The following is a 15,274-nucleotide window of genomic DNA, read 5'->3' as shown; positions in this document are numbered from 1 at the left end:
TCCACGTACTTCCCGGAAGGGGGCGGGGGGATGCGGGGATCGCGGTTGCTCGACCGGAGATCACCTCACTATCGATGTCCTGCGGTACCCGGGCCTGGTGACAGCGCCCGGGCGATCCTGATGATGCCGCTTCCTCCGTTCTCACCCGCGTGAACAACTGCGCATCGTGCGTTTCGCAAGGGGGACTTCATACCGCTGGTACTGCTTGTTCCGCTTCCTGCTCCGTGGCCTGCGCGAGCGCCACACTTCGACAGCCGGCTCCTCGCCCGTCCTTCCACTGCTCTGGCTCGGAACCCCCACTGCCGAACTTCCCGGTGCGCGCGTCGGCAGCGAGACGCCTTCACCGGGGAACAACTCCACGCACTTCACTGCCGGGTCATGCACTTACATGAACTACGGTCCCGCTCTCGGCAGCCCCTGATCACTGCGGGCCACCCGGTCCGGCCGTCAGTCCCGTCGCCGTCCTACGAGAAACCTGGCTCCGGAACTCCACCGCCGCACCGACCTGCGTACTTCAACTACGTACTGCTACCGGGCAGTCCATGCCTGCCCGGGCCTTGCTCGTTCTCACCTGCGAGAGAAACCATAGCCACACCGCCGCACAATGTCTACTCTCGCCAAAGTAGATTTCCAGTCGCATGTTCGAGAGGTAAACGCACGCTGCCGAAACAGGACCATGGGCGGACACCCGCCCATGACGGGGCTGCCACCCAAGACGGGAGCGATGCTGTCGCGCAGGCCCGCGACTGACCGTCGCGCGCACGTGAGACTCCGCGACCTTTCGCCCCCCCCTGGCCACGCACCCCGAAGCCGGACCGAGCCTCGCCACGAGCACCTGCCGCCTCGATGCGGATGCGGCCACCCGCGAGGAACGGTTCGCCGGGGCGATCCCCAGCTCGCTCCACCCGGCCCTGCCGCCAGAGACCGTCGTCTGTCGTAACCGATCGAGCCGGCCTCCTCGCGGAGCCACTGGTCAGGTGACCGCGCCGCCTGTGGAGGGGCTCCCGGTTCAGCCCCCGAGGCGGTACGCGAGTCGGAGAAGATCCGGCAAGTGCAGCACCCGTCCGCCGAATCCGGGGAGGGGGACATGGAGCGGCTGGGTCCAGCGGGCGGGGATGGCGTCCAGGCCGTAGTACGCCCCCGCGAGACCTCCGGTCACCGCCGCGACGGTGTCCGTGTCACCGCCGAGGTCGATCGCCGCGCGTAGCGCGTCCTCGAAGCCATCGGTGGTGCGCAGGGCCCACACGGCGGAGCCCAGGCAGGGCCACACGGCACCGTTGAACTCGGTCGCCTGGTCGGGGTGCCAATGGGGCGCGAGGACGGTGGCGTAGCGGTCGCGGTGGTCGGGGTGGACATGAGCCAGGATGTCCGGGAGCGCGGCGAGAGGGTCTGCGTCGTCGAGGGTTACGCGGACGAGTTCGTGGAAAATCGCGGTTCCTTCCCAGGCCGCGCGGTCGCCGTGCGTGAGAGCAGCGATCCGGCGGGCCGCGTCCATGGTGGCTTCCCGGCCGGCGGCAGCGAAGCGGACCGCGGAGGTCGATGCCCGCATCAAGGAGCCGTTGCCCGCTGCTCGTTCGTTGACCTGGACGTGGAACGCGGCGGCGAGGTCCCAGGGCCTGCCGTTGGTCAGGACGTCTTCGGTCTGCAAACCGATGTCCTTCGGTTCCGACGATGCCCACCGCTGGAAGCGGGCGAATATGTCCGGCAGATCCAGTCCGCCCCGCTCCAGCAGCGACTCAGCGACCAGGACGGCCATCTGCGTGTCGTCGGTCGCCTCGCCGGGATCCCAGCCGCCACCTCCGCACATCTCGCCACCGCCACCGCCACCGGCACCGGCATCGACATCGGTCACAGGAAACCGGGCGGAAAACGCACCCTGGTGACCGAACTCGAAGGGGCCTCCCAGCGCGTCGCCCACCGCCGAGCCGACGATCACGCCGGCGGCCCGCTGAATCCGCTTCATCGACGCAGATTATCCGTAGCGCGCAGACCGCCATGGCCTTCGCACCGCCTCTGCCGCCGACCAGGTAGGCGGCGATGGTGGCGGAGACCTTCATCGAGGCGCCGACGAAAGGCATCGCGTAGACCGCGTCGGCGGAGGGGACGTCATGCCGCGTGCTCCCGCGGTGTCGGTGGTCTGCGGGGTCAGGGCCTTGCGGGTGATGCGTTCGGCGATGGCCGCGACCAACGCCACCCACCTCGCCCCTCTGGACCTTCGAGCACGCTCGACCGGTACGACCCGCCTCACCACGGCACGATCGGTGGCATGTACCCGACGCACTGGGTACGGTGCAGATCTTGCAGAGAGTGAATTCGGAACGGCTCGCTGGTGGGGGAACTCGGGATGACGCATGATCCGAACGGCTCGTTGCCGCCTGCGCCTTCGCGTCCCCCTCAGGTCCCGCCGCCCGCGCCCTCAACCGCCCACGGCGCGCCGCCGCGCTGGGCATGGTGGGTGGTCGGCATCCTGATCCCGGTCATCGGCCTCGTCGTGACCGTGCTCACCCAGCAGCGATCCGGCACACCGCAGGCGGGCGCCCCGGTCGGGCACACCTCAGCCCCCGCCCCCGCTCCACCGGCCACCACGCCCACGACTCCGCGGGCCTCAGCCGCCCAGGACGCGGACACCGCCTCGCCCTCGTCCCCGTCGAGCGCGGCCCCAGCCGTTCTCGGATCGGGCAACTTCGCTCTGGAGCCGGGGCACAGTGCGGACCTGGAGCACGGCACCGCCGGCAAAGCGGTGAAGAGCCCGGACATCTCGTGGAGCGGGGACGACGATTTCGCCGCGCTGAACGGACGGGTCGCCCGCTCCCTGGAGGGGGCGACTCTCACACACTGCGTGGACCTCATCCGCGACTACTCCACGGGTTCGGCATCCATGGCTCCGGCAGGCACATGGTTCTGCATGCCGACCAGCGCGGGGCACGTGGCGGGCCTTGAGTACCTGGGTCCGATCGAGGGCGGCCGACGGCAGTTCCACTACATCGTGTGGGACGCGCTCGCCCCGACATCCTGAGCGGTCGGCGACCCGCCGCCGGCGAGGCGGTCAGTGATCTCGCCATGGGGACTCACCTCGGCGGGAACGGTCCACGTGGGCTTCGGAGAACGGGCAAGGCGTTCGTAGTCGCGAACGTCGCGGGGGTTCTCACGATTCAGCGGGGGTGCGTTCAGCGCACTCGCTCACCGGTGGACGAGCAGGCACAGCCATGCGGGAACAGTGAAGGAGAGCCGCAGATCTGGCGAACACCGTCAATCCCACGCCTCATGGCAGAACATGGCGGATCCTGGCTCGTTGCATCCACCGAGTCCGGCTGTGGCGCCTGCCGCCTGCGGCGCAGACGGGGGAAGTGCACACGTTGCCGCCGGACTCGCCTCCTGGACGCCTGGCCCCGTTCCTCGAACCGACGGGGCCAGGTGTTCCCCGGCCGCCGACAGCCGGGGAACACAGTTCGTTCAGCGTGCCGGAGCGCTTGATCGTCACACACCTGGACGAGAGTCCACCGCACCGAACACCGCTCGTACGCGTACGGGCGGCGCAAGCAGTAACGTGCAGGTCAGATGGCCAGAGGGTGGCGGTTCGCCGTCGCCGGAATCCGCTGTCCCGCCGCCCTGCCCTCACGCGGCGCCTGCCGCGCGCTGCCCGACCACCAGCGCCATCCAGATACGGGCGCCTCCTTCGGCCCGGAACACCGCCGCTCCGTCGAAGCCCGAGCACTGCTCGAACGTATCGATGGCGTCCGGTCCTGGCGGCGGCCGCCGTTCCGCGCGGCCCAGGCTCGCCCCACCCGGTGGCGGAGCCTGTACGTGAGGCTCCCGCGCTGCGATGATCATCGACCATGCGTCTCGAAGAACTGGGCCCTGCCGAGCGTCAGTTGTGGCTCTCCTACGCTCACGGCCGGCCGGTCGACGTTCGACCCGCCACACCGCGTGCCGCCCGGCCCGCCATCCGCGCCGAATGCGTCCTGGCCCTGCTTCTCGGCGCCGGTCCCGAGCCCGGTCCGGGTGAACGCCCCGCGCTGCGGCTGAGCGGTGCCGAGATCACCGGCACGCTCGACCTGCGGTTCGCCGACGTCACCGTACCCATCGTCCTGACGGACTGTCAGTTCACCGAAGTCCCTGTCCTGCGAGGGTCCCAGTTCCGGGAACTCGCCTTCACCGGCTGCGAGTTGCCCGGACTGAACGCCGACCTGGCCCAGGTCGACGGCAGGTTCGTACTCTCGCGCTGCCGGCTGTCCGGCCCTCTCGTTCTCTCCCGTGCCGAGATCCGCAGCGATCTGGACCTGACGCACACGGTGATCACGGCCCCGGACGAACAGGCCGTGTCCGCGGTACGTCTCACCACGGGCGGGGATCTGCTGGGCACCCACCTCACCGTGCACGGCGCCGTGCGACTGTCGGGCGCCTCCGTATCCGGCGAGTTCGACCTGCGAGGCGCGCACCTGAGCAACCCGGGCGGCACCGCCCTCGACGCCTACCACGTGCAGATCTCCGAGGACCTGACCTTCCACCCCGGATTCAGGGCCGAGGGCCGCATCATCCTGTCGGGCGCCGACGTGGCGGCGGCCATCGGCTTCTGCGGAGCCCGCCTGCACAATCCGGGGAGCGTCGCCCTCGAAGCCGTCGACGTCACCGTCAGCCGCAACTTCGACCTCGGCGAGGGCCTCACCGTGAACGGCGGCGTCAAGCTCGACGGCACCCACGTCGGCACCCGGCTCAGCTTCAACGACACCACCATGACCCATCCCACGGGCACCGCGCTGTCGCTGCGCCTGGTCCAGGCGCGAGAGACCGATCTGCGCACCCGGCGGCCGATCGACGGCATCGTCGACGCCGGCAACGCCCGACTCGGCGTCCTCTACGACGCGCCCGCCACCTGGCCCGGCAGGCTGCGACTGTCCGACACGGCGTACGACGCTCTCGCCACCCCGTTGCGGGCCGGCGAGCGGCTCGCCTGGATCCGGCGCAGCACCGACGGCTACCAACCCCAGCCCTACGAACAACTCGCTGCGGCCTACCGCCGTCTGGGGCACGAGGACGAAGCCCGCACCGTGCTGCTCGCCAAGCAGCGCCACCGCCGCTCCGGACTCCCCCTGCACGCGCGTGTCTGGGGCTATCTCCAGGACGCCACGGTGGGCTACGGCTACCGGCCCGCGCTCGCCGCCCTGTGGATCATCGCTCTCCTCGCCGTGGGGGCGTCCTTCTTCGCGGCGCATCGACCCGCTCCGCTCGAAGCGGCCAAGGCGCCTCCGTTCAGCCCGGTGTTCTACGCGCTCGACCTCCTGCTCCCCATCATCGGCTTCGGGCAGAAGGCCGCCTTCGCGCCCCAAGGTGCCGGGCAGTGGCTCGCCTACGCCCTGACCACCGCCGGATGGGTTCTGGCGACGACCCTGACCGCCGGGGTGTCCAGGGCCCTCAGCCGCCAATGACACGTCCCGGGGGGGGCGGCTCGGTGTCCGTTCGGGCCCAGCGGGTCCGGCAGGACGCGGCACGGTGCGGTGCGGTGCGGTGCGGTGTGATGGTGGCCGTCGAGGGAGCATCCGTCGGCCGAGTAACGGCCGCGTCGGTAGCGCTGTGCGCGGGGGACGAGGAAACCGTCGAACCCGATCGCCGCGGCCGGCCGGTCGATGAGCCGACCGCGGGTGCCTCGCCCCCTTGTCCACGCGCTCTCACGGCGCGCGTGCGGGGCCCGTCAGACGGCGGCCCGGTCGGCCGCATGCGGTGGGTCGGACGGTCGCCAGTCTCGTCTGAGCAAACCGAAGACCCACGAGTCGGACACCTCGCCGTTCACCACGCAGTCTTCGCGCAGCGTCCCCTCACGGACGAATCCGACCTTCTCCAGGACGCGGGCGGATCCCTCGTTGCGCGTATCGGCCTCGGCCTGGACGCGGTTCAGGTCCAGTGTGTCGAATGCCCACCGCAGCAGGGCGTGCGCGGCCTCTGTCGCGTAGCCGTGGCCCCACATCGCCTCCTTGAGGCAGTAGCCCAGGGACGCGCTGCGGTACTCCGGGTTCCATTCCGTCAGGCCGCACCAGCCGACGAAGGCGCCGTCCGAGGCACGATCGATGGCCACCCGTGCTCCGGTGCCTTCGTCCGCGATCTTCTGACACCTCGTGACGAACCGGTCGGCGCGGGCCCGTTCGGTCCACGGTGGGGAGTCCCAGTAGCGCATCACATGGGCGTCGCTGTGCAGCGCGTAGAGAGGGTCCGCGTCGGCCTCGGTGAAAGGGCGCAGTCGCAGGCGAGCGGTCTGCAAGGTCGGGGTGGCCACAGTCATGCGGGCCATCTTGCGTCCTCGCGGGCGGGCAGAACAGTGATTTTCCGCCCCCTGGTCCGGTGCGCGCGGTGAGCGCGCCGGCTACCGGCGGATCGTGTCAGGGTTCCGCGGGCGTGACGGGATTTCCTCGGAAGCCGCCTGCACCTCGGCGCAGGAGAGGGCACCGAGGTCCGTCGGCCGACCGTCGCGGATATCGGTCGCGGTGGTCACGGCCGCTGCCAGAGCCCTCCGGTAGAGAAGCGAACCGAGACTGATCCTGCGCACGCCCAGCGCGGCCAGTTCGGTGAGGTCCGGGCCGGTCGGTGAGTACAGGATGTTCAGGGGCACGACGAGAGTCCGCGTCAAGGCCGCGATCCCGTCCGGATCCGACAGCCCCGGCACGAACACCCCGTCCGCCCCGGCCTGTTCGTAGACCGCGAGGCGCTCCGCGGTCGTCTCCTCCTGGTCCTCCCGGTGGCCGAGCCAGTGGGTGTCGGTGCGGGCGTTCACGAACAGCGCGGGTACGGCGGCTTTGACGGCGGAGATCTTCGCGGCAAGCAGACCTACGGGGGCGAGGGTGCCGTCCGAGCGGCCGTCTTCGAGGTTGATCCCCGCGGCACCGGCTTCGTGCAGACTTCGAGCAAGTTCGGCCACTTCCTCCGGGTCGTCGCTGAACCCTCTTTCGGCATCCACGGTGAACTGGAATGCGCCCCGTCCGAGTCGGCGGGCCAGCGCCACGGTCGCCTCTGCGGTGGCGGCCGCTCCGTCCGGCAGGCCGAGGGCCGCGGCCACGGCCAGGCTGGTGGTGCCGATCGCGTGGAAACCCTGGGCTGCCAAGGCGGCGGCGAAGGCGTGGTCCCAGGCGTTGGGCAACAACAGCGGCGCGGCCTGATGGTGCAGTTCGGCGAAGGGGGTCAGCGGGCGCCGCAGGAGGCCGGCGGCCAAGGCCGGAGCATGGGCCCTGCCGGGGCAGACCCGGGGCGAGGACCCGAACGTGAGCGGTACGGGAGGCGTGCTCTGCACGACCGCCAGATACAGGAGCACGACGTCGCCCGGGGCGATGTCGCGTCCGGCGACGCGGGTGGCGCGCACCGCCCTGCGACGCGTGGTGCGCACCGGTGGAGTCTCCTGGAGCATCCGGGCCGGCGGTGCGTGGCCGTCGACCGCGGCGTCGACCAGCGCCGCCGTCGCCGCGCACGCCTGCACCAGCAGGCCGATGCGGTGGGCGGCGGCCTCCAGAGCGCACTGGTTCGCGTGCTCCGGCTCCGGCACGAGCAGCGCCACCAGCCGGTCCACGGCCTCGTCCGCGGCTGGGTCCGCGCCCCCGGAGGAGGACCCGGCCACGACGGTCACGGCCTCCGCGACCGCTCCGGGCTCCGGCAACTCCAGGGCCTCGGCGAGGACATGGACCGCTCGCACCCGGGGCTCCCCTCACCGGGGACCGTCGCTGCGCGCCACAGCGCGGCCGGATCCAGCCCGGCGAGTTCGGCTTCCACGAGGGCACTGCGTCGCTGGTGCGGCTCACCGGAACCGGATCGGGCCGCGGTGGCCCGCAGCCACGCGACGCTCGCCCCGACGGGACCGTCGTCCGCCGCCGGTGGTTCGGGGACCAGCGCCGGGTCGGCGAGCGCCGCGCGCACGTCCGTATGCCGGGTGAATTCATGCGTCGCGTGCGTCATGGTCCTGACGCCAGGCGCGGTACGGTTCGGCGCCGACCGAAGTATTTCTGCGGTGTCATGACGGGCGGCGCGCCCTCGCTCGCCGAGCGCCGCGCGGCGCCGTTGCCGACGCCGGGCCAGGCACGGTCGCGGGCAGTCTGCGGCCGTGCGGCCGGGTCTCCCCGTACGGCGAACTCGGCGAGTCGGGCGTTTCAGTCCAGGAAGTCCAGCAGGCGGGCGTTGAGTTCCTCGGGGTCGGTGGAGGGCAGGGAGTGGTGGGTGGCCCCGGGCAGCACGGCCACCTCGGCCTGCGGGAGGGCGCGGCGGGCGCCGGCCGCAACCTTCGCGGCGTGGTGGGCGCGGCTGCGTTGTGCGAGCAGGACCTGTACGGGCATCCGCAGGTCCGCGGTGCGGGGACGGCGGCCTGTGACGATCTTGCGGCCCGGGACTGCGGCGGCCGCCGCGTAAAGACGCCGGCAGGTCTCGTCCAGCAGGACACCGTCCGTCTCCCAGGCCAGGAAGGCACGGGCGCGGGGTTCGCTCGGGCGCAGCAGGTGGGGCAGGGCGCGCAGCAGGTAGCCGGGGCGGAAGCCGGCGAAGACCTGGGTGGGGTCGACGAGGGCGAGGCGGTCGATGCGCTGCGGTGCGTGGAGTGCGTAGTTCACGGCCAGCCAGGCTCCGTACGAGTGGCCGCACAGGTGTGTGCGCGAGAGCGCGAGCCCGTCCAGGAGAGCGTCCAGCCAAGCCATCATGTCCTCGGTGCTCTTCAGCACCGCGCCCCGGCGTTCCGTGCGGCCGGCGTCGCCCAGCAGGTCGACCGCATGGACCCGGTACCGCTCGCCGAGGGCGGGGGCGTTGGCGTACCAGGCCAGGCCGGTGGCTGATCCTCCGGGGAGCAGCATCAGAGGGCGGGCGCCCGGAGGGCCGTACACGTGAACGCGGGTGGGCCCGTACGGCGTGGTGACATCCTGCTCCTCGGTGGAGGCGGGCCAGTGGGAGCGAAGTTCGTCATAGGCACGGTCGAAAGCGGACAGCTGCACGGGCTTTCCCCTCGCTCGGAAAGAATCTCGCTGAGCGAGATAATATCCAAGAGGCCCGAGGAGTGTGCGTGAACGACGATCAGAGTCCGGCGATGGGACTGGTGCACCTGCTGCGCGCGGTCGCCGTGGAGTTCGACCTGCTCGGCGCGGAGTTCGCCGCGCGTCACGGGCTCCACCCCACCGATGTGCGCGCCCTGATCCACCTGCTGGACGCGGCACGGGAGGACTCCCTCGCCACACCCGGCCGGCTCGGCGAACGACTGAGCCTCAACTCGGCCGGGACCACAGCCCTGATCGATCGCCTGGAGCGACTCGGACTGATCCGGCGGACCAGGGACACCGCCGACAGGCGACGCGTCCTCCTGCACGTGGAGGAGAAGGCACAGGAACTCGGATGGGCCTTCTTCGGACCGGTGATCAACGACGTGAGAGGCGTCGCCGAAGAGTTCGACGCGCACGAACTGGAGACGGTGCGTCGCTTCCTGACGTCGGCGCTTGATGCCACCCGGCGGACGTCGTGACCCACGCGCGTCCGGTGCGGGGCGCCGCCCTCTGACCCCCTGGCGCGCGAGACGCCGGGGCGCGTACGGCGGTGACGCCGAGAACGGCCCACCTGACGCGGCCCGCCCGGACGTGGCCCGCCCGGACGTGGCCGCGCGCCGATGTCGTGGCTCCGGACCGGCGTCTGACGTCGTGCGGATCAGGGAACGGAACGCGGAATAGAGACCGGCGTTGCCGTAGTTAGTTCATGTGCTGTAACAATGCATGATCACATACTGACCGGTATCCGGCGAACCCCCCAGGAGCACCCACGTGACCGGCACGACGACCACTTCCCGCGCGGCCCAGATACTGTCCCGCCCGATCTCCCTCAACGGCCTGACCGTCCCGAACCGGATCGCGATGGCGCCGATGACCCGGATGTTCTCCCCGGGCGGCGTCCCCGGCGCCGACGTGCGCTCGTACTACGCCCGTCGGGCCGCCGCCGGAGTCGGCCTCATCATCACCGAGGGCACGTACGTCGGACACGAGTCGGCCGGACAGAGCGACGACGTGCCGCGCTTCCACGGCGAGGAGCAGCTCGCGGGCTGGGCGAAGGTCGCCGAGGACGTCCATGCGGCGGGCGGCACGATCGTCCCGCAGCTGTGGCACATCGGCATGGTCCGCAATCAGGGCGAGGCCCCCTTCCCCGAGGCTCCCGCCGTCGGCCCCTCGGGCCTGGCCACCGCGGGTGCCGAGGCCACCGGCAGGGCCATGACGCAGCAGGACCTCGACGACGTCGTCGCCGCGTTCGCCCAGGCCGCCGCGGACGCCGAGCGCATCGGCTTCGACGGCGTGGAGCTGCACGGCGCCCACGGATATCTGCTCGACCAGTTCCTGTGGGAGGGCACGAACCGGCGCACGGACGCCTATGGCGGCGACCCGGTGGCCCGGACCAAGTTCGCCGCGGAGATCGTCGCGGCCGTGCGCGAGAAGGTCTCCTCGGACTTCCCGATCCTGTTCCGCTACTCGCAGTGGAAGCAGCAGGACTACAAGGCCCGGCTCGCCGAGACCCCTGAGGAGCTGGAGGCCATCCTGACCCCGCTCGCCGCGGCCGGCGTCGATGTGTTCCACGCCTCAACCCGCCGTTACTGGCTGCCGGAGTTCGACGGATCGGATCTCAACCTGGCCGGCTGGACGAAGAAGATCACCGGCAAGCAGGTCATCAGCGTCGGTTCGGTCGGCCTCGACGGCGACTTCGTCAACGCCTTCCTGGGCAAGGGATCGCCGGTCAAGAGCATCGACAACCTCCTCGACCGTCTGGAGTCGGAGGAGTTCGACATGGTCGCCGTCGGGCGCGCGCTGCTTCAGGACCCCGAGTGGGCGGCGAAGGTCCTCGCCGACCGCTTCGACGAGCTGAAGCCGTACGACGCCGCCTCGCTGAAGACCCTGAGCTGATCCGCACCTGAGCTGGTCTCATCCGCGCCGATCTCATCTGCGCCGATTCATCTGAGGTGATCCCGCAGGCGCGGGCCGCCGCTTGGGCGGCCCGCGCCTGTTCCGTCACACGGCAGGCTCGGGCGCCGCGATCTGCTCCGCGAGACGCTCGCGCAGCGCGGTGAGCCGGGCGATCTCGGCGTCGAGTGCGGCGATCCGCCCGGCCACGACCCCTGGGCGGCACCCGGCGTGGGCGCGGAGCACCGGCGCCCGGGCTGGGCGATCAGCAGGTCGATGCGGTCGGCGCACACCCGGACGTCCGCCACGGTCAGGCCGAGCGAGAGCAGTTCGCGCACCACACGGACGCGGGCCACGTCCCGCTCCACGTAGACCCGTTGGCCCGACGCGGTGCGCCTCGGCGCCGGCAGAAGGCCCCGCTCCTCGTAGAAGCGCAGGGCGCGCGGTGTGGTGCCTGCGGCCGCCGCCGCGTCGCCGATCCGCATCCAGGACCTCCCTCTCGCATCGCGTGCGGTCAGACTTCGACCACCAGGGTTCCGAAGTGCCGCCCCTGCTGTAGTTCCTGCAACGCGGACGGAGCGCGTTCCATGCCCGGCAGCACCGTGTACGGGAAGGTGATCCGCCCGGCCCGCAGCCAGTCGGTGAAACGCTCGTGCCACTCCTCCTCCACTCCGGGATGGTCCACGGTCTGATAGCCGAGCAGCGAGACCGAGCGTTTCACCAGGACGAACGTGTCGATCACGGTCGGCGAACTCCCGCCGGACAGCGCCGGATCGAACTGTCCGGCCAGGGCGCCCACCACGACGACCCGCGCGCCGGGCCGCGTCAACTCCAGTGCGGCAGTGAGCTGTTCACCGCCCACGTTGTCGACGATCACGTCGTAGCCGTCCGGGGCGGCCTCGGCGAGTGAGGGTCCTCCAGGGTCGCCGGGCACGACCACGGCGTCGTATCCGAGTTCCTGCCGCAGCCGCGCGGCCTTGGCCGGGCTGCGGGTGGTGCCGACGACCCGCGTGGCGCCGAGCAGTCGCGCGGTCTGCCCGGCGAGCGAACCGACCCCGCCGGCCGCGCCGGTCACCAACACCGTCTCACCGGGCCGCAGTCGGGCCAGTCGGGTCAGCGCCCCGTACGCGGCCGACGCCGTGGACAGCAACGCCACCGGGTCCGGGTGTCCGTCGGGCACGAGACGTACGGCGTCCTCGGCGACCACCGCGTACTCCCGCCACCCCTGCATGTGTGTGACCAAGGCGCCGGTCCGTACGTCCGCGACGCCGGGCCCGGTCGCCACCACTTCGCCCAGCGCGGGCCCGAACAGGGTCTCGCCGGGCTTCAGCGGTGGGAACGGAAAGTCCTTCGCACCGGCCGAGATCAGAGTGCGCAGCCCCGGGAACACCAGGAAGTGCCGGTTGCGGACGAGGAGTTGACCCGGGGCGGGGCGTGGGACGGGCGCCTCGGCGACCTCGAAGTGCTCGGGCCCCGGCAGACCGGCGGGGCTGGCCGCCAGGCGGATCTCGCGGCCGATGGACGGTGTGGGCATGGGGAACCTCCGGGCGCCGAAGTGGCTGGGCAGGCCCGGACGCTAACTCTTGACGTGCGGGTGATGGGCAAGCCCGTGCGGCCCCTTGCGGCCACTCCCGCCGACACCTCACACACCTGGGCCCTCGAAACCTGAGCGCCTGGACGCCTGGACGCCTGGACGCCTGGGCCAGGGACGCCTCTTGAGGCTCACGAGTCCCGGTCGTTCACTTCTTCTTCACATCAGTGGGTGCAACCTGTCACCTTCTTTGCCGGTCTGCCCTGGTGCCGGTCCAACCTCTGTCGCCCTGCGGTACAGACGCCCAGCGGCACGGACGGACCGGCACCACCGCATCCGGAGCTACAGGAGTGTGAACGGCATGGGACGGCAACGAACTCTCGCGGCATGCGCGACAGTGCTGGCGGTGACGGGCGGAGTTCTGGCGGTGCTGCCGGCTCAGGCCGCCACCGGTACGCAGTCGGCAGCCGCCCGCGCGGGCGATCTCGACGGCGACGGCTTCGGCGATCTCGCGGTCGGTGCTCCGGAGGGGACGATCGCGGGGCACGCGAAGGCCGGCTACGTCTCCGTGGCGTACGGCACCGCGCAGGGCGTACGCACCACCCGCCACAAGGGAATCACCCAGCGCACCGCGGGCATCCCGGGCACCCCGGAGGCGGGCGACCGGTTCGGCTCGGCCACCGCCGTCGGTGACGTGGACGGCGACGGATACGCCGACCTCGTCATCGGGTCGGGCGGCGAAGCGATCGGTTCGGTCAAGGGCGCCGGCTCGGTGACCGTCGTCTTCGGCGCGAAGGGCGGCCTCGGCAACGACGCGATCGCCTTCCACGCGCCGACCCCGACGGCCCGTCAGGCATTCGGCAACAAGCTCGCCGTCGGCGACTTCGACCACGACGGGCGGGACGACATCGCCGTCGCGGCCGGCGCCAAGGTCCAGGTCGTGAAGGGCGCAGCCAAACTGCGCGATACGTCGAAGCCGGCCATGAAGGCGTACACGCCGCCCGGCGGTGGCGCCGGGGCCGAGCAGGTCGCGGCCGCCGACGTCAACGGCGACGGGTACACCGACCTCGCCACCGTCGCCTACTTCGACGACCCCGCGGACGAGGGCACCCTCGGTGTCCTGGCGGGCTCGGCCCAGGGAATCACCGGCAAGGCGCTGGGCCGTACCGGGCTGCCGTTCGCCGGGTACAGCATCGTCGCCGGCGATGTCACGGGCGACGGCCGCGCCGACATCGTCGTGAGCACCGGATACTCGGACGGCCCGGACGACTTCCTGCTGCGGATGTTCCCCGGCACCGCGTCCGGCCTCGGAGCGGGGGTCGCCTACCCGGGTACGGCCCAGCCCGGTCGCGCCGCGACCCTCGCGGACCTCGACGGGGACGGCCACGCCGACCTCGTCACGTCCGACGTCACCGTCCCCGACCCCGACGGCTTCAACAACGCGGGCGCCGTCACGGTGGTGCCGGGTACCACGTCGGGTCTGGACGCGGACGGCGCGCGCACCATCTCGCTGGCCACCACGGGCGTGGCCGGAGCCAGTGAAGGAAATGACCTCTTCGGCTCCGCGGTAACCGCCGGCGACTACAACGCCGACGGCGCCGCCGATCTGACCGTCGGCGCCCCCGGCAAGTACCTCGGCACGGGCGCGGTCAGCGTCCTCCCCGGCTCCGCCGACGGGCCGACCGGCACGGGGTCGATCCTCTTCACCCCGCAGGACCTGGACCACCCGGCGGTCAAGGCCCGCTTCGGCTCGGCGCTCGGCGCGACGACGCGCCCCTGACCACCCCGGGGCGTCCGGCACTCCGGACGCCCCGCTCGTCCAGGGGGACCCGTACCGCGGCGGCACCAACTAGTGTGACGGCGACGCCCCGTCGAGGTTCCGGGCGGGCGTTCGGGCGCACACCCCCGCGCCCACGGCACACCTCCCGCATCATCCGCGGTGTCCGGTCACCCGGCCGGAGCGGCCGGACACCGCACCGAAGCGCACCCCATGGACATGTGCGCCGGGCACCGCGATCCGCCCGCCACACACGTGTGGCACTCCACGCGAGAAAAGGATCAGCCTTCCATGCCGAAGGTTCTTCACGACGACGCCATCGTGCGGGTCACGAGCGATGTCTACGCCGTCTCGGGCAGCAACACCAACTGGGTGATCGTCAAGGACGGTGACAGCGGCACCCTCATCGACACCGGCTACCCGGGCGACCGCGACGCGGTGCTCGCTTCTCTGGAGAAGGTCGGACTGCGCCCGGGGGCCGTGTCCGCCGTCCTGGTCACGCACGCGCACAACGACCACATCGGCGCGGCCGAGTACCTGAGCGCCGAACACGGAGTGCCGGTCCTCATGCACGAGGAGGAAGTCCCGCACGCCCGCCGTGACTTCCTGGACCAGGTGTCCGTCGGCCAGATCCTCGCCCGGGCGTGGCGTCCCGGTGTCCTCCCCTGGGCCGTCCACGCGCTGCGCTCCGGCGGGACCCAGCATGTCCCGATCGCCAAGCCGCAGGGCTTCCCCGGTTCCGGGGGCCTCGACCTGCCCGGCTCCCCCGTTCCCGTGCACACGCCGGGACACACGCGCGGCCACTGCGCCTACCACCTGCCCACCCACGGGATTCTCATCACCGGCGACGCCGTGGTGACGGCTCATCCCACGGCACGCACCCAGGGGCCGCAGCTGCTCCCGAACATGTTCCACACCGACCGGTCCCGCGCCCTGGACTCCCTGGATCTGCTCGAAGGGATGGAGGCGGACGTACTGATCCCCGGGCATGGTCCTGTGCATCGCGGCCAGGTGCGCGAGGCTGTCTCGGCGGCACGCGATCACGCGAGGGGCCGCACCCGCAGGTGAGTCGGCGGGAGC

Annotated in this window: 10 protein-coding genes and 2 pseudogenes; 6 read left to right on the top strand and 6 right to left on the bottom strand. The window is 71.5% G+C overall.

The window, feature by feature from the left end; all coding sequences use genetic code 11:
• Positions 1-1,009 precede the first annotated feature (1,009 nt).
• The gene (locus V2W30_RS38790; RefSeq protein ID WP_338703294.1) at positions 1,010-1,963 is read right to left on the bottom strand and encodes an ADP-ribosylglycohydrolase family protein; all 954 of its coding nucleotides are present in this window, start codon (positions 1,961-1,963) and stop codon (positions 1,010-1,012) included.
• Between the two features lie 492 nt (positions 1,964-2,455).
• Here V2W30_RS38790 and V2W30_RS38785 point away from each other — a divergent pair, with 492 nt between their 5' ends.
• Together V2W30_RS38785 and V2W30_RS38780 are read left to right on the top strand one after the other, a co-directional pair.
• The gene (locus tag V2W30_RS38785; RefSeq protein ID WP_338703292.1) at positions 2,456-3,016 is read left to right on the top strand and encodes a hypothetical protein; all 561 of its coding nucleotides are present in this window, start codon (positions 2,456-2,458) and stop codon (positions 3,014-3,016) included.
• Between the two features lie 820 nt (positions 3,017-3,836).
• Positions 3,837-5,426 carry an oxidoreductase gene (locus tag V2W30_RS38780; protein ID WP_338703291.1) on the top strand — a complete coding sequence of 530 codons (1,590 nt, stop codon included), beginning with the start codon at positions 3,837-3,839 and terminating at the stop codon, positions 5,424-5,426.
• Between the two features lie 263 nt (positions 5,427-5,689).
• Here V2W30_RS38780 and V2W30_RS38775 read toward each other — a convergent pair whose 3' ends face one another.
• From V2W30_RS38775 to V2W30_RS38760, 3 genes and pseudogenes are all read right to left on the bottom strand, one after another.
• On the bottom strand, positions 5,690-6,274 hold the full coding sequence (locus tag V2W30_RS38775) for a GNAT family protein (RefSeq protein ID WP_338703290.1): 585 nt from the start codon (positions 6,272-6,274) through the stop codon (positions 5,690-5,692).
• Positions 6,275-6,355: 81 nt separating this feature from the next.
• Positions 6,356-7,932: pseudogene (locus V2W30_RS38770) on the bottom strand (isocitrate lyase/PEP mutase family protein).
• Between the two features lie 191 nt (positions 7,933-8,123).
• Positions 8,124-8,951 (bottom strand): alpha/beta hydrolase, encoded by an 828-nt coding sequence (locus tag V2W30_RS38760; protein WP_338703287.1) that lies wholly within the window; start codon positions 8,949-8,951, stop codon positions 8,124-8,126.
• A 92-nt stretch (positions 8,952-9,043) separates the two neighbouring features.
• Here V2W30_RS38760 and V2W30_RS38755 point away from each other — a divergent pair, with 92 nt between their 5' ends.
• Together V2W30_RS38755 and V2W30_RS38750 are read left to right on the top strand one after the other, a co-directional pair.
• Entirely contained in the window at positions 9,044-9,472 is a 429-nt protein-coding gene (locus V2W30_RS38755; RefSeq protein WP_338703934.1) for a MarR family winged helix-turn-helix transcriptional regulator, read from the top strand.
• Between the two features lie 292 nt (positions 9,473-9,764).
• Positions 9,765-10,889, top strand: a complete 1,125-nt coding sequence (locus V2W30_RS38750; protein WP_338703286.1) for an NADH:flavin oxidoreductase — start codon at positions 9,765-9,767, stop codon at positions 10,887-10,889.
• A 105-nt stretch (positions 10,890-10,994) separates the two neighbouring features.
• Here V2W30_RS38750 and V2W30_RS38745 read toward each other — a convergent pair.
• Both V2W30_RS38745 and V2W30_RS38740 read right to left on the bottom strand, forming a co-directional pair.
• A pseudogene (locus tag V2W30_RS38745) lies at positions 10,995-11,371 on the bottom strand (MerR family transcriptional regulator).
• A 29-nt stretch (positions 11,372-11,400) separates the two neighbouring features.
• A complete protein-coding gene (locus V2W30_RS38740; RefSeq protein WP_338703284.1) occupies positions 11,401-12,420 on the bottom strand; it encodes an NADP-dependent oxidoreductase in 1,020 nt (339 codons plus the stop codon).
• A gap of 403 nt (positions 12,421-12,823) precedes the next feature.
• Here V2W30_RS38740 and V2W30_RS38735 point away from each other — a divergent pair, with 403 nt between their 5' ends.
• Positions 12,824-14,197, top strand: a complete 1,374-nt coding sequence (locus V2W30_RS38735) for an FG-GAP and VCBS repeat-containing protein (protein ID WP_338703282.1) — start codon at positions 12,824-12,826, stop codon at positions 14,195-14,197.
• A gap of 288 nt (positions 14,198-14,485) precedes the next feature.
• A complete protein-coding gene (locus V2W30_RS38730; protein WP_338703281.1) occupies positions 14,486-15,262 on the top strand; it encodes an MBL fold metallo-hydrolase in 777 nt (258 codons plus the stop codon).
• The last annotated feature ends 12 nt before the right edge of the window (positions 15,263-15,274 follow it).

The sequence above is a fragment of the Streptomyces sp. Q6 genome (assembly GCF_036967205.1).
Lineage (GTDB): Bacteria > Actinomycetota > Actinomycetes > Streptomycetales > Streptomycetaceae > Streptomyces > Streptomyces citrinus.
The sequence above is the reverse complement of the archived record's forward strand: the minus strand, read 5'-3'. Positions and strand labels throughout refer to the sequence as shown.